General features: G+C 52.7%; 15 protein-coding genes. 3 read left to right on the top strand and 12 right to left on the bottom strand.

The features are described from left to right. Positions 1-13: 13 nt before the first annotated feature. From ACFO1S_RS23060 to ACFO1S_RS23035, 6 genes are all read right to left on the bottom strand, one after another. The gene (locus ACFO1S_RS23060) at positions 14-1660 is read right to left on the bottom strand and encodes an MGH1-like glycoside hydrolase domain-containing protein (protein ID WP_204601602.1); all 1647 of its coding nucleotides are present in this window, start codon (positions 1658-1660) and stop codon (positions 14-16) included. Between the two features lie 21 nt (positions 1661-1681). Next, positions 1682-3313: a response regulator transcription factor gene (locus tag ACFO1S_RS23055; RefSeq protein WP_204601603.1), complete on the bottom strand. Its 1632-nt coding sequence runs from the start codon at positions 3311-3313 to the stop codon at positions 1682-1684. Next, a complete protein-coding gene (locus ACFO1S_RS23050) occupies positions 3288-5063 on the bottom strand; it encodes a cache domain-containing sensor histidine kinase (RefSeq protein ID WP_204601604.1) in 1776 nt (591 codons plus the stop codon). The genes ACFO1S_RS23055 and ACFO1S_RS23050 overlap by 26 nt, the downstream gene beginning before the upstream one ends. A 38-nt stretch (positions 5064-5101) precedes the next feature. Beyond that, complete coding sequence (locus tag ACFO1S_RS23045) at positions 5102-5941, bottom strand: carbohydrate ABC transporter permease (protein ID WP_204601605.1); 840 nt, start codon at positions 5939-5941, stop codon at positions 5102-5104. Between the two features lie 3 nt (positions 5942-5944). Next, positions 5945-6835, bottom strand: a complete 891-nt coding sequence (locus ACFO1S_RS23040) for a carbohydrate ABC transporter permease (protein WP_204601606.1) — start codon at positions 6833-6835, stop codon at positions 5945-5947. Positions 6836-6918: 83 nt separating this feature from the next. Beyond that, positions 6919-8256 carry an ABC transporter substrate-binding protein gene (locus ACFO1S_RS23035; RefSeq protein WP_204601607.1) on the bottom strand — a complete coding sequence of 446 codons (1338 nt, stop codon included), beginning with the start codon at positions 8254-8256 and terminating at the stop codon, positions 6919-6921. Positions 8257-8771: 515 nt separating this feature from the next. Here ACFO1S_RS23035 and ACFO1S_RS23030 point away from each other — a divergent pair. The 3 genes from ACFO1S_RS23030 (at position 8772) to ACFO1S_RS23020 (ending at position 11412) form a co-directional block, all read left to right on the top strand. Continuing rightward, positions 8772-9803, top strand: coding sequence for a hypothetical protein (locus ACFO1S_RS23030; protein WP_204601608.1), 1032 nt, complete (start codon positions 8772-8774; stop codon positions 9801-9803). Between the two features lie 64 nt (positions 9804-9867). Continuing rightward, positions 9868-10440, top strand: a complete 573-nt coding sequence (locus ACFO1S_RS23025; RefSeq protein WP_204601609.1) for a hypothetical protein — start codon at positions 9868-9870, stop codon at positions 10438-10440. Positions 10441-10518: 78 nt separating this feature from the next. Then, positions 10519-11412 (top strand): S8 family peptidase, encoded by an 894-nt coding sequence (locus ACFO1S_RS23020; RefSeq protein WP_204601610.1) that lies wholly within the window; start codon positions 10519-10521, stop codon positions 11410-11412. A 293-nt stretch (positions 11413-11705) separates the two neighbouring features. Here the strand turns inward: ACFO1S_RS23020 and ACFO1S_RS23015 are convergent, their stop codons facing one another. The 6 genes from ACFO1S_RS23015 to ACFO1S_RS22990 form a co-directional block, all read right to left on the bottom strand. After that, complete coding sequence (locus tag ACFO1S_RS23015) at positions 11706-13292, bottom strand: extracellular solute-binding protein (RefSeq protein ID WP_204601611.1); 1587 nt, start codon at positions 13290-13292, stop codon at positions 11706-11708. A gap of 102 nt (positions 13293-13394) precedes the next feature. Continuing rightward, positions 13395-14276 carry a carbohydrate ABC transporter permease gene (locus ACFO1S_RS23010; protein WP_204601612.1) on the bottom strand — a complete coding sequence of 294 codons (882 nt, stop codon included), beginning with the start codon at positions 14274-14276 and terminating at the stop codon, positions 13395-13397. A 21-nt stretch (positions 14277-14297) separates the two neighbouring features. Continuing rightward, positions 14298-15224 (bottom strand): ABC transporter permease, encoded by a 927-nt coding sequence (locus ACFO1S_RS23005; RefSeq protein ID WP_204601613.1) that lies wholly within the window; start codon positions 15222-15224, stop codon positions 14298-14300. Positions 15225-15464: 240 nt separating this feature from the next. Next, positions 15465-16904 carry a four-carbon acid sugar kinase family protein gene (locus tag ACFO1S_RS23000; RefSeq protein ID WP_204601614.1) on the bottom strand — a complete coding sequence of 480 codons (1440 nt, stop codon included), beginning with the start codon at positions 16902-16904 and terminating at the stop codon, positions 15465-15467. A gap of 6 nt (positions 16905-16910) precedes the next feature. Then, entirely contained in the window at positions 16911-18170 is a 1260-nt protein-coding gene (locus ACFO1S_RS22995; protein WP_204601615.1) for a ribulose-bisphosphate carboxylase large subunit family protein, read from the bottom strand. A 16-nt stretch (positions 18171-18186) separates the two neighbouring features. Next, positions 18187-18873, bottom strand: coding sequence for an aspartate/glutamate racemase family protein (locus ACFO1S_RS22990; RefSeq protein WP_204601616.1), 687 nt, complete (start codon positions 18871-18873; stop codon positions 18187-18189). Positions 18874-18910: the final 37 nt, after the last annotated feature.

Raw genomic sequence — 18910 nt, 5'->3', positions numbered from 1 at the left:
CCCGTCTCTAGACTTAACCGTGCGTCGGATAGATCACCCCGGGAGCAGCCTGCGCAACGAAGCTCCCGCGATTGAATTGCAATATCTCGTTGCCCGCAACGCGAAACGGAAGCTCTTGGCCCCGATAACGTAGCTTCCCTTCCACCGGCCTGACGGTCATGCCTGCAAGCCCCAGCAGAGCCCCAGTTCGATCGGTCATCACCCGAACGCCGGCGGGAAAAGTGCACAGCAAGCGGCGGTCTTGATAGATCGCGCATTCCTCCCGCGTATTGTAAAGCTCATATTCCACGCCGTCTACTCGGCGGCTGTATGCCGTGTCGTCCGCCAGCTTCATGCCGTGGTCCATCGTTTGCGGCAGCAAGCCGGTAAACCATAGTTCTCCATCCGATGCCGGGAGGATGCCGCATAATCTCTCGATATAATCCAGTACGCATAGGATCGCCGGCGAATAGGTATCCGTATAGCCTTCCTCTCCCGTCCACGGGCTCAGGCATTGGCCGAATCGGCTCATGCGGGACATCGCCGACAGAATGGGCTGCATGACCCAGGTCAGCTCCACATGGCGGCCATGCCGCTCGAAGGCGTGCGGAGCCCGGATCAGGCTTAAGAAATTAACCGCGCCGCCCCAAGTATTGTAGCTTGAGAACGGATCAAAGCGCGGGTCATCCATGGCGATGGACGTGAACGGATACTTGGCGAAAAATTTGCGCGTATTGAGCAGATACCTCTCAAGCGACGAAGCGAAAAACTCATCATCCCCCACCTCGCAGGCCAGCACGCGCAACAAGACGTCGGACTGGATGCGAACGAACCTTCCGCTGTTGTCCACGTCGTAGAAGAAGCCGTCCCGCTCGTCCAGGCAATGCGCGACTAGACTTTGTCGCGTCTCCTCCGCCTTGGCGCTCCACAATCGGGCCGCGTCCTCCTGTCCGAGCTCTGCGGTTATCCGGGACAAATAGCTGCGACTGCAATAGACGCTGGCCGTCAGATCCGGAGCCAGCAACGGCAATAACGGCGAGTGAGGATCGTAACGCGTCGGATCGTCCCGCTCGGGCGTATCGGGAATATGCCAGAAGCGCGGCGACAGATCGTGTCCCGTATCGAACGTGCAGAACGCTTCGACGCAGCCTGTTCCTCGGGTATTGCGGTACTGGGCCAGCCAATCGTCGTAACGCGCAAGCGCGGCATACATTTTCACCAGAAACGGGCGGCTTCGGCCGTTCAGCAGATAGTGACGCCATACGCTTCTGGCCGGAGGAGTCACCAGTTGAATTTGTTTGAAGACAGGCCCGTCGCCCGTCACCTTATAAGGAAGCAAGCCGTCCGCCCTTTGCAGCTCGGCAAATTGCTCGAACGTCGTCTGGGCGATCTCCGGGCAGAAGCGCGCCAGAATCTCCGCATTGATCGTGCCCGTGCTTTCCAGCCAGCAGCCGTGATAGACGCCTCCCTCCTGCAGCACAGCTCTGCCTTGGGCATCCGGCTTCACGCACTCGGCCAGCTTGTCCGCCGCCCGGTCGTACACGTCCTCCAATGCCGGCGGCCATGCCGCGAACCTGACTCCGGAGCCGACAAGCTCCGCATGCAGAGCCTGACCGGCTTCCGTCGTTCCCGAACCGCCGAGGGCGCCCTTGGCCCGTAACCTTTCCAATGCCGTGCTCATGTCGCGCACTCCTTTGTCCGATCATAGCCGATTGTACTCGGACGGGCTGTACCCGGTAATCGACTTGAACACCTGGCTGAAATAAGTCGAGTTCTGGAAGCCCACCCTCTCGCTGATTTCATACACCATGTATTTGCCCGTTCCGATCAATTCAATCGCCTTGCGAATTCGATAGTTGTTCAGATAGTTCACGAAAGGCTCCCCGGTCACTCGCTTGAACAACTGGCTCAAATAGTTTCTGTTCACATGAAGGTTGGCCGCGATGCGTTCCAGCGACAGCTCCTCGTGGTAGCAGCGCTCGATATAGTCCTGAATGACGCTATTCACCAGGGCATTGCTTCGCTTTCCCGTCTGCTGTTCCCGGTGCCTGGCGACCAGACGGGCGACCGTCTCCTCCATCCAGTCGATCATTTGCCTGGCGGAGCCGGATCGGTTCAACCGCAGCAGCAGCTCTTCGAGCCCTTGTCCCGCTGCGTCCTCCCCGATATCCGAGGCTTGCGCCGCTGTCCACAGGGCGCTTGCGATCCCGGAGCATACTCCCTTGCATACCGGAAGAGATACGCCGCCGCCCGCCAGCTCCGCGCCAAGCTTGCTCCATAGCTCGTAAGCAAGCTGCCATTGCTTTTGGAAGATGGCATCGTGAAGATGACGAACCGCATCCACGGAGACATTCTTGCTTGCCTCCGATTCATGCGGCTCCTGCTCCGAATAAGCGTAGACGCGGTTCCATTCGTTCATCTCCGCGATCTCTACCGCGCTTCGGCTTTCCAGGTAGGAGCCCATCAGCTGATGGTAGCCTCGCCTCAGGGTCCCCAGTCCGGCCAGCACGGACAGCTTCATATATTGAAGAATGTTTTTCAGCATGGCATCCGAAATCTGCAGGATGAACTGCAGCCTATCCGCTTCCGGCGCTCCGTCGCTCAGAAAAATAACGACAAACTCCTGATCCGAATATTCCAGCACTTCGGCAGTCAGAAGCGGATGGCCGCTTAGGCCGGCATTCAGCATTTCGCGGATGATGTTTCCCGTTCCGAACCGCAGCAGCTGCCATTCGCGCTCTTCCCTTCGCGCCGATGCGTCCGATCGAACCAGACTGAGCGTCAACGCCTGCACAGCCGTCGATTCCGGAAGACCCATAAAGGCGATCCGCTTGCCGGGCAGCTCGTCCGCCTCGTAACGCGTGGACAGCAAATCCCGGAAGAACGCGTCCTTCATCGACCGCCGCACCATCTCCTGCTGCTGCAGGTAGCTGGTCAGCAGCTCGTCGCGCTCTTGCGATTCGTTCAATTGCTGCAGCACTTCGCGCACGACGAATTCGATCTCCGACAGGCTGGGCGGCTTGAGCAGAAAGTGGTGAATGCCTGTAGACACCGCCTTCCTCGCATTCGCAAGGTCGTCATATCCGCTTAGAATAACGACCGGAACATGGGGATCTATGGCATGAATGGCTTCGGTCAGCTGGAACCCGTCCATTGTGGGCATATAGATGTCCGTGATGACGAAATCCGGCCGGAGCTCGCGGAACTTGCTCAAGCCCTCCGCGCCGTCTGCAGCGGTTCCGACAATGCGTACGCCCATGTCCTCCCATGGAATATGCTTCAGCAGGCCGTCCGTTACATATCGATCGTCATCCACCAAGAGAATCGTATTCATGGGTAAGACTCCTTCTCAGTTGCTCCATATCCTCCTCGCGGCCGATCAGCGGCAGATTCATCACCACCTGGGCGCCTCCCTGCTCTCCCGGCGCAACCCGTACGCCGTACTTGGGGCCGCAATACAGATGAATCCTGTCCATGACGTTGCGAATTCCGATGCCTCCGGTTGTCTGAAGGTCGAACCCTTCAGGCAAGCCGCAGCCGTTATCGGTAATGGTAATGAGGAGCTGCGGACTTCCCGCTTCCTCCCGCTGCTCGATGCTCACCTGAATAACGGCCTTATCGATGCCCCGATGCTGAAATCCGTGGATGACCGCATTTTCCAGAAAGGGCTGCAGAAGGATTTTCGGGATGCTGACATCCAGCAGATCGCTCTTGACGTTCTCGGTATACTCGATGCTGAAGTTCTGCCGATACTCCTGAATCGCCATGTAGCAGCGGGCATGGGCCAGCTCGTCTCTTACGGGTACGTACCATTTGTCATTGCTCAGCCCGATGCGGAACAGCTTGGACAATTGCTGGACCATCTGGCTGATCTCGTGCGCATTGTAATCCAGCGCCCTCCAGTGGATCAGATCCAGCGTGTTGTACAGGAAATGCGGCTTGATCTGCGCATGAAGCAGCTGGATTTCCGCTTCCCGGCGGTCTCGATGCTCCCGATTGAGCTGTTCGATCAACGCCTTGAGCCGATGAACCATGCGATTGAAGTGGGTGGTCAAATAGAGATACTCCTGGATGCTCGATGCGTTCAACCTAACGTTGAAGTCGCCCTTCTCCACCGTTCGCATGCCCTCGACGATTCCGTAGATGGGAGAAGTCAATTTTCTCGACACCCAGAGGGCAAGCGGAATGGACAGAATGATCAGCCCGCACAGCAAGCCGATAATCAGCGTCCGAATTTCTTTGCCGCTCTGCTTAAGCACGTCTTTGGAGATTAGCTGCATCAGCATCCAGTATTGCGTGTTCGCATCCGACTGAATGATGCTGTACTTCGTATCCGCGACCGCGTGCGCCAGCTCGTCCACGCCCCCGAGCAAGGAGATGCCCGGCGGCAATACCGAAGCGATGTAGTTCCCTCCCGAATCCAGCACGACGTAATAGTTGTCGCCGGTCCCCGCCGTATCCCGCTTGCTCAGAATATCGAACAGCTTCTTGTCGGGAATATTGATCTTGACGATGCCCAGAATCTCTCCCCGGTTGCCGATGATCCGATGAACATAACTGACCATCCGGGCCGCGCTGCCTGGCGCCGGATAGTCGTGTGAAGCGATCCAGAATCCGTCCGCGCTGTCCATGCGCCCCAGCCAGCCTTGCGTCTGGGCGTCGGCCATGGGATGCATGAATTGATCCTGGAAGGAAGGGTAGCCCTTAAGCCAGTCGGTATACAGCTCGATCGAATGCAAGCCTTCTTTGACCGTCGCCAGCTTCTGGAACTCTTCATACAGCTGTCGACTCTTCGCCACGAAGTCGTACTTGCTCTCCGGAGGCTCCGACAGATGCTGCTGCACCATCGTGTTCGTCACCAGAAACCGAGCCGTGTCCTGAATGCCCGCCACGTAATTCGAGAGCTTCTGGGACGTCTCGTCGAGCAGCTCCCTTTTCGTTTCCCGAATCTCGCGATAGGCGATCTTGGAGTAGGTCTCGTAATAGACGATTCCCGAGACGAGCAGCAGCAGACTGCTGAACGCTATAAAACAAAGCACCATCAGCGTAAAAAGCTTCGTCGGGTATTTCACCAGTTGTCGCATCGGTACAGCCCTCTTCATGAAAGTCGTTTTAGCTCATTTTAACCTTTCAATCCGGTTGTCGCGATGCCTTGGGTAAAGTATTTCTGTCCCAGGAAGAAAATGATCAGGCTCGGGCCGATGGAAAGCACCGACATGGCGAACACGGCTCCCCAGTTCGAGCTTCCGCTGGAATCCAGGAACAGACGCAGGCCGAGCGGAACCGTAAACTTCTTGATGTCGCTCAAATAGATCAGCTGACCGAAGAAATCGTCCCATGTGCCCATGAAGGTAAAGATTGCGGCTGTAATCAGCGCAGGCAAGCTAAGCGGCATAATGATGCGGTAATACAGAGTGAACCAGCCGCAGCCGTCGATCTTCGCGCTCTCATCCAATTCCTTCGGAATTCCCCGGATGAATTGGACGATCAGAAAGACGAAGAAGGCGTCTCCGACGAACTTCGGCGTCAGCAGCGGAAGGAAAGTATCGACCCATCCGATCTTATGGAACATGATATATTGGGGAATCAGCGTAACATGTCCGGGAAGCATGATCGTCCCCAGCATGAGCGCGAAAAACAGGCCTTTCAACGGAAATTGGATGCGCGCGAACGAAAAGGCAGCCATGGAGGAGCTGAGCACCGTACCGATGACGGCCACCACGCATAGCAGGATCGAATTGACGAAGAACCGTCCGAACTGAATATTCCGCAGGCCGAACCAGCCTTCCGAATAATGCTCCAGCGTGAAGGACGAGGACCATAGCCCCTTGGACGTGAAGATTTCCGTGGTCGGCTTCAGGGAGCTGCTGATCAGCCAGAACACCGGGTACAGCATCAGGAGCCCGCAGCCCAGCACCACCGCGTGAAACAAGACCGATTTAACATTGCGATGAATGACCATCGTTCAATCCCTCCCATCCGAATAGTACACCCAGTAACGGGAAGTCAGGAACAGCAGGCCCGTGAATGCGGCAATGATGACGAGCAGCAGCCAGGCCATTGCGGAGGCGTAGCCCATATCCAGGAAGGTGAACCCTTTAATATACAAATAGAGAGAATAGAGCAACGTCGAATTGATCGGACCGCCGGAACCGCTGCTAATAATGAACGCTTTGGTGAACGTCTGGAACGATTGAATCAACGTAATCGTCAGATTAAAGAAGATGACGGGAGTCAGCAGCGGCATCGTAATGCGCGAAAACTTTCGCAGAACGCCCGCCCCATCTACGGTCGCAGCCTCATACAGTTCCTGTGGAATCTGCTTGAGCCCGGCCAGGAAAATGATCATGACGGCGCCGAATTGCCATACCGACAAGCCGATCAGCGAATAGATCGCGTAATTCGGATCGGCGATCCAATTGGGCCCCTCTATTCCGATGTAAGCCAGCGCCTGATTGAAAATCCCTTCTTTATCGAACACTTGCTTCCACAGAACGGATATTGCGACGCTTCCCCCGAGCAAGGAGGGAATATAATAGATCGTGCGGTAGAGCCCCAGAAACTTCATTCCCTGATTAAGCAGGATAGCCAATCCGAGCGCGAACGCCAGCCGGAACGGAACCGATAGCAGAACGTATTGGAAGGTGACCTTGATCGAGTCGCCCAGACGGTAGTCGTCCGTGAACATCGTCTTAAAGTTGTCGAAGCCGATCCATTTCGGTGCCGTGAGCAGGTCATACTTCGTAAAGGACAAATACAAAGATGCAATGATCGGACTTAGATAAAGCAGGATAAATCCGATCAACCATGGCAACAGAAACAAATACCCGGCCGCATAGGTTTTATATTTCTGCATGTGTTAGCTCTCCTATCTTTAGGAAAAGGGAGCCGTAGGGCTCCCCGATATCCCGCGTTCTCATGATGGCGCATTTATATGCGTTATTGCGTTTTCGCTTTGGCAAGCAATTTGTCCATTTCCGACATGAACTCGTCGACCGAGGTATCGATCGGCTTGGCGCCGAACGCAATCTTCTCGCTTGTCAGCTGCAGCAGCTTCGTGAACTCGTTGTCCAACGGGAATTGCTGATACTCGATCTCAGGCGCGGTGTCGCTGACCAGAGAGATGTAATCGTAGAGAACCTTGTCGACCGGCGTAGACTGCGCGGCCAGCAAATCGCGGATTTTGCCTGCTGGCGGGACGCCTCTGGTGCTGCCGAGAATAACGCCCGCATCGGGATCGTTCACCATGAAATCCATGAATTTTGCAACTTCCTCAGGATGCTTAGTGCCTTCGTACGAGGTCAGGAACTGGCCGGAGATCGGCGGAATCATTCCGCTGCCCGCCGGGCCGTTCGGGAATACGCTCAAGCCCAGCTTGTCCTGCGTCAGCTCCTGGAAGCCGAAAATCTGGGAGGCCGATGCGCTCTGAATGGCGACCTGACCTTTTACGATAAGGGATTTGTCTACGGCAGTCGGAGGACTGGCGACTTGTACGTCGGGAGGAACGATGGCTCCGGCTTTGCGCAATTCATCCCACATCGTGAACCAGTCGATCATATCCTGTCTGTCGAAATGACGTTCCCCGTCGCGATACAGCTCCTTGCCGTTGCTGCCAAGATAGGATGCCAATGCGGCGGCATCGCTCGACAGATCGTACGAGCCGTAGTGGCCTTTCCCCAGCTTCTCGGCGATCTGGATAGTCGAGGACTTGAACTCCTCATACGTCCATTGGTCAGTCGGCAGCGGAACGCCCGCTTTCTCGAACATGCTTGCGTTGTACATCAGCGAGGAAGAGCTTACGCCTAGCGTCACGCCGTACAGCTTGTCGTCGAAGGTGGCCGCCTTGACCAGCCCTCCGTTGAAGTCGTCCAGGCGCAGAACGCTGCCGACATAAGGCTTGAGATCGAGCAACGCCTTCTTGTCTACATATTCCTTGATGTTGCCGCCCATCTGGATCAAATCCGGGGCGTTGCCCGCGGCGATCTGTGTGTTCAGCTTATCCATATAGCCGTCGAAGCCGGAGTATTCGCCGGTAATTTTGACGCCGGGATTTTTCTGCTCGAACAGCTCGATGACCTTCTGCGTTTTTTCGTGTCTCTCATCCGAGCCCCACCAGGACATGCGAAGCTCGATCTTCTTGTCTCCGTTCGCGGGTGTCGATGCCGACGGCTGCGAGGCCGAGCTCTCTTTGTCCGGCTCGTTAGCGCCTTTGGAGCAAGCCGCCAGCAGCATCGTCAGGGCAAGCAGGACCACCGTGATCGCTTTTTTGTTAGGCATAAAGCTAACCCTCCTCAATGTTTGAATGCCTTTTCATTGTAGAACAGCGGAGGGAGCAAGGACATAAACAAAAGTAAGGGAATCGTTAAGAAAACTCAGCTAGGCTTTATTTTAATAAAAAGTAAAAAAATAAGAGAAACACCTCTTTTGTAAAAAATCAAGGCCATTCTCGGCAATGTTTCGCAAGTCAAAGCAAGGCTACAATGCCTTGTTTACGTAGTTAAAAAAACGTTTCTTTCGACAAAAAAACAAATTTTCGGACAAATATTTTTGAGAATCATATGTTTGATCGCGTCTTTTCACTCCAAAGACCTATATAAATATCTCAATATTTAGCTTAATGTAGTTACAATAAATTAAATTTTGGTAATTTTGTATATCTTATGGAAGGTTGTTTCGGAGGTGAATTCACTTCTGTTAACAATATTCAGATTTCTTCTAGTCAACGAGAATTAAGAAAAATCTAGTCAGAAAGGAGCAGAGTATTAAAAAAATATATATAAAAGGAGAGTAAAATGAATAAAGTATTAAAAAGTATTACTGTATCCTCACTGGTTGCTTCATTATTTTTTTCTTTAAATACATTAGCGTACGCATCAGATGGTAAGCAGGAAGAAAAGAGTCTATATGCAAGATCAGCTGATGAAAGACGTGCACTTCCTCATAACGAAAAAGTTAAAGAACTAATAGCACTAGGCAATACTCAAGAAGAAGCTGAATATTATGCCACATTGGATGACAATATTCACAATGCTGAAAAGAATAACGTAGTACTTGAATTAGACAATGTCTCTGAGATTACTAATAGAGAAATCTTTGCAAACCCTAGAGCCTTTAAAAATAAAGTACTTAATCTAGATCCTGCAGCCTTAAAAGCTACATTAAAGACACCGGTCTTTAAGCAGGGAATGGATGACATCGTAAAGCTAATGGACAAATATCCTCGGCAATCAGAGTACGTTGTACAATATGAAGATGGTAGTTCAGTGACTGCTAGAACATATCCAGGTGATTTTACCCCGGAGAATAATATTGAAGAACAAACTGTTAAGCCTCAAGGTTATGCTGAACATGATTTTTATTTCGGAGCTAAATGTAATGGTAACGGTCCAGGAACGTGTTCAAATGTCACAGCAGAATGGACATTTACATCTGCAGCCGGCTATTCTAGAGCTGCAATATTAGGACTGACTTATAGCACTACAAGGACAGTACTATCACCATATGTAGACAAATGGGTTTCGACTGTTGGCAGTTATACACCTGGTGCAACCTCCTATGGAATTGTAACTGTCTCTGCCCCAAGTCCAAATACTAAAACAACTGGTGTGTGGCTCACAACAGATGATGATTTTTATGGTGAACATTATTCACAAGCTCAAGGTATTTATACTGCTAGTGTAACGGGGTCAATTAGTGCTTCCTATACTTTTGGTTTCTTCTCACTTGGTTTAAGTATTAACGGGGGGGCTTCATGGTCCCAGTATATTATGGTTAGAGTTTATGCATACCAAGACATGAAAGCTATTGCCGCGTACTATCGCTAACAGAACTTGCTTGGCCAAATGAATGATTTTATTCATTTGGTCAAGCAATGAAGGGGGAATTAACATGAATAAAAAAAACAATCTAAATGCTCTTTTGATACTACTTTTGATTACTTTAACTCTTGGTTGTTCAAACAATGATGTCAAGGAAACTGGCTCAATAAACAATGAAATAGATTATAAAATGGTCTATACAGAAAGTATTGAAAACAAAAACAAGATAAAAGTAGATCAATTAGATATAAGTTATTCAAAAGAAGTTGGAAATGGTCTGATTGCACACATTCTGTTCTCATCAAATTCTATAAATTATGAAGCAATTGCCCTTTCTCAATTAAATGACTCTGGAACACCTCAAATTGTAGATTTAAATATTACAAAAACAGACACAACAGTTCCATTTACTCATATGGAGATGACTGGAGAAATGGATGATGTTGTCTATCATATATATTCTGGTATTATCAACAATGAAGACATTACCAATATTGAGCTCACTTTATTTAATGATACTGTAATTAGTTTGAATAAGTCCGAACTAAACACTTATTCTTATGTTAGATTAAATGACTCAGATGGAAGATTGCGTTCACTTGAAGGCTTTGATGTACAGGGGAAATTAATATATAAATACTAAATTACATATAAGGAAGGTTTTATGCTTCTTAGCTCTCGATCACGACTTCTCTTAAGTATTTTCATAGTAGGCTTGAGTTTGAGTGCAATAATATGCACTAGTAGACAATTTAATTCCCCCGAAGAACACACCACAAAACTTGAACAGAATGGGATTTATGGTTGGCCCGCAATATCAATAAACGCTAAAGATTTATTACCTTATCACAGTCCAGATATCCCTCTGATAGCTGTAATTGATAGCGGGATTGATGTAACTAATAAGTATATTAATGAATCACAAGTACAAACCCATATCTTAGATGAACAATCAAAAAAATCAAGAAAGATACATGGTACCCAAGTAATCGGTTTATTAATAGCTAATGGAGATGGCTATAATACACCCGGAGGAATGTTATCAGATGTGAAAATCTTATCTATTCAAGCTGGAACGGATGAAGGCATGACTGTTCAACAACTATCCACCGCTGTTGATACAGCTGTAGCAGCTGGTGCAAAAGTTATAAATATAAGCTATGGAATGAAAGAACCGAATAAAGTGTTAGAAGATTCTATTAAACGTGCATTAGAGAAAAATACAATTATTATTGCATCATCTGGTAACTCCGGAGAAAATACAAATTTTTACCCAGCTGCATATACAGACGTTATTGCAGTTTCCAGTTTGAAACAACATAATATTCCAGACACAAGAAGCAATCTAAGTACTAGTAATCTATATGCTCCAGGTGAGTATTTATTAACCACTTCGGCACAATCAAATAGTTCTATATCGTGGTTTAGTGGATCCTCAGCATCAACAGCCATAGTTACAGCAGTGTGTGCAATCATTAGCTCGAAAGAACCAACTTGGGGAGGAGAAAGAATGAAAAAATGGCTACTTAATTCTTCTAAAATTATTGAATACAATAATTCAATTTATCATGTAGTGAATCTCAAGCAAGCAATGATAGGAACGATGTTTGGCTAATTGATAAAATTAATGTTCATCTTTAGCATATACATGTCAATAACATAGAACCCGCAAGATATTGAAGAAGGAATACCTGATTTATTTAGGAGTTTCTGAATCTTCACGCCAATGCTCTAAACAGGAAAGTTGACCTACTGATATTCCCGGCATGCTAATTTCAGCATATATCCTGAGTCTGTAAAATCAATTGTGTAAACTCCCCAACCAACAAAGAACAAGCTGTACGGAATGGAAGCTACGCTCCCGTTCCCGTACAGCTTGTCGTCATTCGTCGCGATTCATCGTGCCGCTTAGAAATTCTTCTGATATTCCTTGTACTGGGCGGTAGCCCATTCTTCCAGCTTGCCCAGACCCATGTTCTCCATTTTCGCGATCAAGGCGTCGTATTCCTTGCTCGCCTCTTCGGAGGATTTCGCCATGTAGATTTTCAGCTCTTCCGTAGCGACCATGTTCTTGATCTGCGTCTCGATGACCTGCTCGTCCGTATCCGGATTCGTGACCACAAGGCCCAGTGCAGGGTTAAACTTCAGCGTATCCCGCAGAGCCAGGCTCCAAGGGGTCATCAACGCTTTCTCGTCGTAGCGCTGAAGCGCTTCCGTAACGCCGCTGCTTCCCAGCAGTCCCCAATACACGTAGCCGAATTGCTTTTGCACCTCTGCGTTGTTCATGTCGTACTTCATCTCCGGGTATTGACCCGCTTCGTTCCACACCCAGTCCTCGTTCTCGATTCCCCAGATGCCCAGACGCTGTCCTTCCTCGCTCATCATGAACTGCATGAACTTGATGGATGCTTCCACGTTCTTATTGTTTTTGGTAATATACATGCCCGACCAGCCGGAGCCGCCCATCGGCGTGCCTGCCTTGTCGCTCAGTACTTTTGGCACGGTCATGAAGGTGAAGTCTTTATTTAACGTTTTTAGCTGAGCGTTAAGCGTATCCGCTATCGATCCGCCATGCGCGAACGCTTGGCCGTTAAGCGAATATTGATCGTCCTGCTGCGCATCCTTGAACGTAAAGTTCTCGGCGATCATCAGCTTCTCGCGGTACAATTCGTTCATGAACAGGTAGTAATCGCGATAGTTCGGATCTTTCAAATAGTGGACAGCGCTTCCATTTTGATCAATAAATCCAGTGTTGCGTTTCAAACCGAAGTTAATGCGGAAAAATTGGCCGATCTGATCCTTGTCGAATACGAGCGGAATCATGTCCGGGTACTTGGCTTTGACATCCTTCAAGATTTGAAGCATATCTTCCAGCGTGTCCAGCTTCGGATTGCCCAGCTCATCCAGAATGTCTTGTCTTAACGACATCGAGGAGCCGCCCGGCAACGCCTTCGGATTGTCCTTCCACTCTTGCTCCGTGGAATAGCCGTTCTTGATCGTATAGAATTTGCCGTCCGGCATCGTATTGACCCCAATGCGGCTTTGCTCGATCTTGAAGTCGGGAGCGTACTGCTCGATCAGGTCGTTCCAAGCGTAGGAAACGTCGGGATTCGCCAAACGCGTCAAGTCCGAAGCGGTATAGACGAGATCCGGCAGCTCGCCGGAAGCGATAAGCAATGGAAGCTGCTTGTCGTCTACGGCAACTTGAATGTTCAGCTTGACGCCCGTTCTCTTGGTAATTTCCTCGGGAATTTTGCCTTTCCATTCCTTGAACGGCCACCATGGGTGGTTAACCAACAGCGTAAGCTCAACGACATCCTTGGGAGCCTCGCTCGGCGCTCCGCTAGCTGCGCTTGAAGCGCTTGCACTCGGGCTGGCCGAAGGTGAACTCGTGTTGTTTTTGCCTCCGTTGCCGCAAGCCGTCACGACCATAATCAGCGCGAGAGCCAGCATGAACATCATTTTTTTCTTTGTACCTACCGATGAACCCACCATCTTATTGCCTCCTCTTTCTTGATGCAGTTTATATGAGAAACCGGTTTGAGTCCGGGGGGCCAGATCTGTCTGGTCCCCGGCCGGTCAAACATCGAAAGCAGCTTAGCCCTTCACGGAGCCGAGCATGATGCCCTTCACGAAATACTTCTGGAGAAACGGATAGACGCACAGAATCGGAAGCACTGCGATAACCATGGCGGTGATTTGCATCGAGAAGGTCGTAACTCCCGTGACCGCTGCGGCGCGCTCCGCGCTTTCGGCATCCAGAGGCGACATCCCCTGATTGATAATTTCCATCATCCGGTATGTTAATGTCCGCAGGCTGTTGTCGTTGACGAAGTATGCGGAATCCAGCCAGGAGTTCCATTGCCCGACCCCGACGAACAATCCCATTGCGGCAAGCAACGGCTTGGACACCGGCAGAATCAGCTTGTAGTAGATTTTCAGATCGGATGCCCCGTCCATTCTCGCGGACTCCTCCATCTCCGAAGGAATTTCCTTGAAGAAGGACACCGCGACGATCAGGAAGAAGATATTGATCGCGCCGGGCACGACATACACCCAGAAAGTATTCAGCAAGCTCAGACCGCGCAGGATGACGTAATACGGAATAAGTCCTCCTGCCGTGTACATCCCGATAATGAAGAAGCTGTAATAAAACTTGCGGAATTTGAGGTCCTTGTAGGCCAGACCGTAAGCCGCCAGGCACGTGAACCAGATCGTTATGGCCGCGCCCACCAACGTCCTCGCGATGGAGACGCCGAACGACTGCATCCACTTCGGATCGCTCATAAACTCGGAGAAATTGTTCAAGGTAAAGTCTCTGGGCCAGAAGTAGATTCCGCCCAATGTAGAATCCAAACCATTGTTGAGAGAAATTATAACCATATAGTAGAAGGGATAAGCGGTCAAGAGCGAAATTAAGCTCAGTACCACAATGTTAAAGGAATCGAATATCCGGTCTTCCCATGTTCTCCGATGCATGCTCCACACCTCGCCGTCTTTCTAGAATAAGCCGCTCTTGGTTGTTTTCTTCGATATATAATTGCTTCCGAATACAAGAATAATCGCGATGATCGATTGCAGCAGATCGATAGCCGTTGCGTAAGCGTAACGTCCCTGAGCCAATCCCATCTTAAACGCGTACGTCTGCAGGATTTCCGACTTCTCGTTGTTCATGACGTTGCCCAGCAAGTACGATTGCTCGAAGTTCGAGCCGACCAGCCCGCCGCCCAGCAAGCTGCCTACGGCGAGAATCAATACGACAACGATCGTTCCCCGGATGCCCGGAAGCGTAATGTTCCATATTCTGCGAAGCCTTCCGGCTCCGTCGATCTCGGCGGACTCGTACAGCGACGGGTCCAGACCGCTGATCGCCGCCAGGAAGATGATGGCCCACCAGCCGGCTTCCTTCCACATCGCGCTGCCTACGGCCAAGCCCCAGAAGTAATCCGGGTCGGTCAAGAGCGGAATCGGCTCTTTGATGATGCCGAGCGAGAGAAGCGCATCGTTGACGATACCGGAGTTCGTCGAGAAGAAAATGACGAGCAGGCCGGAAACGACGATCCAGGAAATAAAGTGCGGGAAGTAGCTGACGGTTTGTACGAATCTCTTGAAAAACTTGCCCCGGAGCTCGTTCAGCATGATCGCCAGAAGGATCGGGACCGGGAAGGTGAACACCAGCTTCAGCAAGCTGATGCCCAGCGTATTTTTGATCATCTGATCGAAGTTGTAATAGTTGAAAAATTCCTTGAAATACTTTAAGCCTACCCAGTCGCTCGTAAAAATGCCTTTAATGCCGGAGGTGATGGTGTAGTTCTTGAAGGCCATCAAAATGCCGAACATCGGCATGTACTGGAAAACGAAGACGATCAGCATTCCAATCAGTACGAAGAAATGAGCGTGCTTCTGTCTCTTTAAGGTGCTCCACATGACTGTTCCACTCCTTGTCCCTTGCCAATTGCAACCGTTTACATCTGCTTTGAAAATCGATTCGGCCCCGTCGCGCTTTCCTTACTTTTATTCTAAAAGCTCTCCCGGGCGCTGACTATGGATGAAAACTTAGAAACGCATTGCTCATTTCTAAGAAAACGCTCTCAGGAATTACGCGCGGGCCCAATTCGGCGGCTGAGCCAAGAACGGCGCTCCGCCGCTGAATTGGGCTTTGGAGGGCTAGCCCCCGTTCTTCGCCCGCTGAAAGAAATCGCGTTCTCCGACCTGTCCGCCCTTCAGAATCAATTCAAGCCCGTCAAGCTGCGGGCTCGCGGACGAAGCCCGGCAGAGCGGCGCTCCCGGCGCCAGGACGCTGACGCACTCCAGCGCGAATATGCCAAGCTCGCGCGTCACATAGCCGGACGTGTCTCCTCCCGCCACGACCAGTCTCTTCAGCCCGGAATGCTCGATGACCGTGCGGACCAATTCTCCCAGCAAGCCGCCGAGAAGCTTGCTGCTGTCCTCCGCGCGGAAGCCTTGCGCAAGCAGAGCTCGCCGGAATTCGGCAATGCCGGGATCGTCGGGACCGGACGCGGAGTAGAGAATGACGCTTTCTCCCCGCTCCAGCCTCTCCGTCGCCTCCGCAAGCAGTCGGTTTCTGGCTTGCTTCGCGCGTTCGGGATCGATTAATTCGTCAACCGGCACGCGAATCCCCGTAAAGCCAAGCTTCATCGCTTCCCCGATCTGCTCCTCCGTGACGGGAGAGCAGCTTCCCGATACGACCAGCAAGCGGTCGACCGGATATGCGCGGGCGACCGCCGCCCGATCAGGCTGCAGCTCGGGCAGCCGCAAGGCCTGCCAAGCCGCGCCCAGCGCATATTCGATTCCCGACGAGCCGATAACGAACATGCCCTCGCGGCTTTGGGCTTCCTGCCAGAGCAGCTGCCCGACCCTTTCCAATCGCTGCTCGTCCAACACATCGAACAGGAGCAGGTCAGGCCTTTCCTCCGCCACGCGCCGCTTCAGGCGTTCGCGAACGACCGGGAGCTCCGCGTCCTGCTCCGTCAGGTCCAGCAAGGAAATCCGATCGTCGCATTGCTCGGAGAGATGAACGCGCAGATCCGATTCCTTCATCGGCGTAATCGGATGTCTGGACATCGTCGGATGACGGTCCAGCCTATGTACGGCTTCGCCCGCCCGGGCGAAATGATGGCCGAACACCGTATATCTGCCCAAATAAGGAACCCCGACAACCAGCGGAATGTAGCCTTCGCCGAACGTCTCGCGTCCGATCGCCGCCGCGGTTCCGATGTTGCCGATGCCGGGCGACGAATCGAACGTGGAGCAGATCTTGTAATGCACGATAGCCGCTCCGCTGCTCTTCAAGGTCGCGAAGATCGGTCGAAGCGTACGCTCCGCTTCCTCCGGCGTCAGCGAACGGCCGACCCCGGCAACGCCGAAGGCGTCCATGGCCGCGAAGCGCTCCTGGCCCAGCATCGACGCGTCCGGCGGCTCCAGGAACAGGACGGTGCGAAGCCCCGTGCGGAACAGAGCTTCCAGCACGTCCGTCGAGCCGGTAAAATCGTCGCCGTAATAGCACAGCGGCTTGCGCGCTGCCCGGGCTGCCGGAAGCGCGCCGGTTGCTTGCTCCCCCTTCGCGGCGGGATTCGTGTGCGCCATGCCCGTCTACCCCTTTCCGTACTTGGCTATCGCCCGCTGCAGCTCGGGATGGGACTTCGCGTATTCGGCCATCGGGATGCCCTTGACCGCCGCCTCCCAGCCTTGCTTCATGCTTTCGAAGCCCGCTGCCGCCCCGTCCGGATGGGCCAGAATGCCGCCGCCCGCCAGATGCATCACGTCGACCGTCCGCGTAGCCGCATAGGTCGCTTCGGCGGTGCCTGCCCACTGCGCGGACGAGACGACCGGCATCGCGGCGTATCCACCATGCATCGGGGAAGCGCAAGCCTCTATAGAGCGAACGACGGATTCGTTGCTCTCGTAGAACTTGCTGTTCAATCCGTTCACATGCAGATGATCGGCTCCCGCCAATCGGCACAGCTTCTGATACGCCGAGAATTCGAAGCCGAGAAGCGGACAACGCGTCATCATGCCCCACTGGTTGCGATGACCGTGAATCGGCACCTCGCTGTACGAGTTCAGATGAGCCAGTCCCGCCAATCCGACGCTCATGATGCTGACCATCACGCAATTGCCTCCCGCCCGGACGACCAGATCGTGGTTGCGCTTCATCTCCTCGATGTCTCCCGTAATATTGAAGGCATACATGATCTTCTTGCCCGATGCGTCCGCCGCCCGTTCGACGGCTTCCATGACCGCCTTTACCTTAACCTCCAGAGGCGCGTAAGGCGGGTTGGCGTTAAGCTCGTCATCCTTGATAAAATCAAGTCCGGCCTCCGACACGTCGGCAATCATTCGCTGCAGCTCCTGCGGCGTGAGCCCGATGCTGGGCTTCACGATCGTGCCCAGAATGGGCCGGTCGTACACGTGCGTCAGCTTGCGCGTTCCGGCGATGCCGAATTTCGGCCCGGGATAACGGGCCGCGAACGCTTCGGGCAGTTCCAGATCGACTAGCCGCAAGCCGGACAGCTGCTGCAGCTCGTACAGATTGCCCGCAACGGCGGACATCAGGTTCGGGATCGAAGGCCCGAAATTGTGCAGCGGGAAGGACACCGTCACCCGTCCCCGGCGATACAGCCCGTCATGGCCGGACGGCGTCTTGGAGCCCGGCAGCGTAGGCTGCCGAACGGGCTCCAGCTCCTCGATCCTCTCGATCCTCGCGCCGAATCGCTCCTTCAGGGCATCCGTTTCGCCCGGCACCGCCGTGAAGGTGCCGGTGGATTGCTCCCCGGCAATCACCTCTGCCGCATGTGCCAGCGAATCGGGCGTCTCGACCAGATAGGTCGCGTACACTCGCTCTTGATTCAATGAAGCCGTCTCCCCTCTAGCTGTCTGTATTCCGCGCTTCGCGATCCAGCCGTTCCAGCGTTGCCTTCACCTGTTCGACGCCAAGCCTCGGGCTGGACAGCACCGGCTTGCCGGTGGCTTCCCCAAGCGCCTTCTCCATGCGGGCCATGGAGCCCTGCGCCAGCACGAGCACATCCGCTTCCGCGCACACTCGCCGCGCCGTCTCCAGCAGCAGCCGATCATGCTCCTCAGGCTTGCCTCCGACAAGTGCGTCGAAGGCTCCCTCCGCAAGCCCTTGAACCAGCGTGATTTCCTTGCCGAGCCGGCTGGCTTCCTTCGCAATCAACCGCATCGTCGGCTCCAGCGTGGAGGGCAGCGTCGCCAGCACGCCGATTCGCGCATGCTCCGAGGCTGCCTTCACCGCCATCGCTTGATCGATCTTCACGATAGGCACGCCGATCAGACCGGTCGCGCCGTCCGCAACCTCGCCGACCGAGGAGCACGTATTCAGAATGACGTCCGCGCCCAGCTCTTCGCCGTTATGGTAATACTGCAGCAGCCTCCTTGCGACCCCCGGCTCAATGCGTCCGGCGCTTACGACATCGCCGATCAGGCTGTCGTCGATAATGTTAACCAGCCTCACGTCCGGCAGCAATTCCTTAAATACAGCCTTAAGCGGATCGGCCAAGCCTTGTCCCGTATACACCGCTACAACCGTTCTCATCTTCCGTTTGCCTCCCTTGTCCGTGTCACTTGCTCGC

Source organism: Cohnella boryungensis (genome assembly GCF_042651945.1).
GTDB lineage: Bacteria > Bacillota > Bacilli > Paenibacillales > Paenibacillaceae > Cohnella > Cohnella boryungensis.
This window is presented reverse-complemented; position numbering and strand designations above follow the sequence as displayed.

Excerpts from the sequence above, each read along its gene's own strand:
- ACFO1S_RS23060 (WP_204601602.1), bottom strand. The coding sequence starts at position 1,660 with ATGAGCACGGCATTGGAAAGGTTACGGGCCAAGGGCGCCCTCGGCGGT.
- ACFO1S_RS23055 (WP_204601603.1), bottom strand. The coding sequence starts at position 3,313 with ATGAATACGATTCTCTTGGTGGATGACGATCGATATGTAACGGACGGC.
- ACFO1S_RS23050 (WP_204601604.1), bottom strand. The coding sequence starts at position 5,063 with ATGCGACAACTGGTGAAATACCCGACGAAGCTTTTTACGCTGATGGTG.
- ACFO1S_RS23045 (WP_204601605.1), bottom strand. The coding sequence starts at position 5,941 with ATGGTCATTCATCGCAATGTTAAATCGGTCTTGTTTCACGCGGTGGTG.
- ACFO1S_RS23040 (WP_204601606.1), bottom strand. The coding sequence starts at position 6,835 with ATGCAGAAATATAAAACCTATGCGGCCGGGTATTTGTTTCTGTTGCCA.
- ACFO1S_RS23035 (WP_204601607.1), bottom strand. The coding sequence starts at position 8,256 with ATGCCTAACAAAAAAGCGATCACGGTGGTCCTGCTTGCCCTGACGATG.
- ACFO1S_RS23030 (WP_204601608.1), top strand. The coding sequence starts at position 8,772 with ATGAATAAAGTATTAAAAAGTATTACTGTATCCTCACTGGTTGCTTCA.
- ACFO1S_RS23025 (WP_204601609.1), top strand. The coding sequence starts at position 9,868 with ATGAATAAAAAAAACAATCTAAATGCTCTTTTGATACTACTTTTGATT.
- ACFO1S_RS23015 (WP_204601611.1), bottom strand. The coding sequence starts at position 13,292 with ATGGTGGGTTCATCGGTAGGTACAAAGAAAAAAATGATGTTCATGCTG.
- ACFO1S_RS23010 (WP_204601612.1), bottom strand. The coding sequence starts at position 14,276 with ATGCATCGGAGAACATGGGAAGACCGGATATTCGATTCCTTTAACATT.
- ACFO1S_RS23005 (WP_204601613.1), bottom strand. The coding sequence starts at position 15,224 with ATGTGGAGCACCTTAAAGAGACAGAAGCACGCTCATTTCTTCGTACTG.
- ACFO1S_RS23000 (WP_204601614.1), bottom strand. The coding sequence starts at position 16,904 with ATGGCGCACACGAATCCCGCCGCGAAGGGGGAGCAAGCAACCGGCGCG.
- ACFO1S_RS22990 (WP_204601616.1), bottom strand. The coding sequence starts at position 18,873 with ATGAGAACGGTTGTAGCGGTGTATACGGGACAAGGCTTGGCCGATCCG.